1 protein-coding gene is annotated in these 289 nt (G+C 50.5%); it reads right to left on the bottom strand.

Features of this window, described 5'->3' with window-relative positions; all coding sequences use genetic code 11:
* Positions 1–236: ESPR-type extended signal peptide-containing protein (locus HGT73_RS14670; protein WP_244968601.1), on the bottom strand; the 236-nt coding region annotated here is incomplete at its 3' end.
* Between the last annotated feature and the right edge of the window lie 53 nt (positions 237–289).

Consider the following 289-nt stretch of genomic DNA (forward strand, 5'->3'; position numbering starts at 1 on the left):
GCGGATGATGCTTGCGGGTCGGCAATAATTTTTGCATGCACGGGGAAACTGATACCGCCAACGGCCAGCAGTAACCCAAAACTGAGGCGAGTGAGGCGAAAAGAAGCCGATGAAACGGGACGTTTTTGTCGCGCACAAGGTGCCGTCAGTGCATGAGCGGCCACCGTAATATCGGCGACAACCATCAGCATCCCTCTGGCTCGATTGAAAACAATGCGATAGCAATTTTTATTCATCCTTGAATCCTCAATAAACCCAATTTACCGTAAAGCCAAAGGTGACGGGGTCT

Source organism: Rosenbergiella australiborealis (genome assembly GCF_018494035.1).
Classification (GTDB): domain Bacteria; phylum Pseudomonadota; class Gammaproteobacteria; order Enterobacterales; family Enterobacteriaceae; genus Rosenbergiella; species Rosenbergiella australiborealis.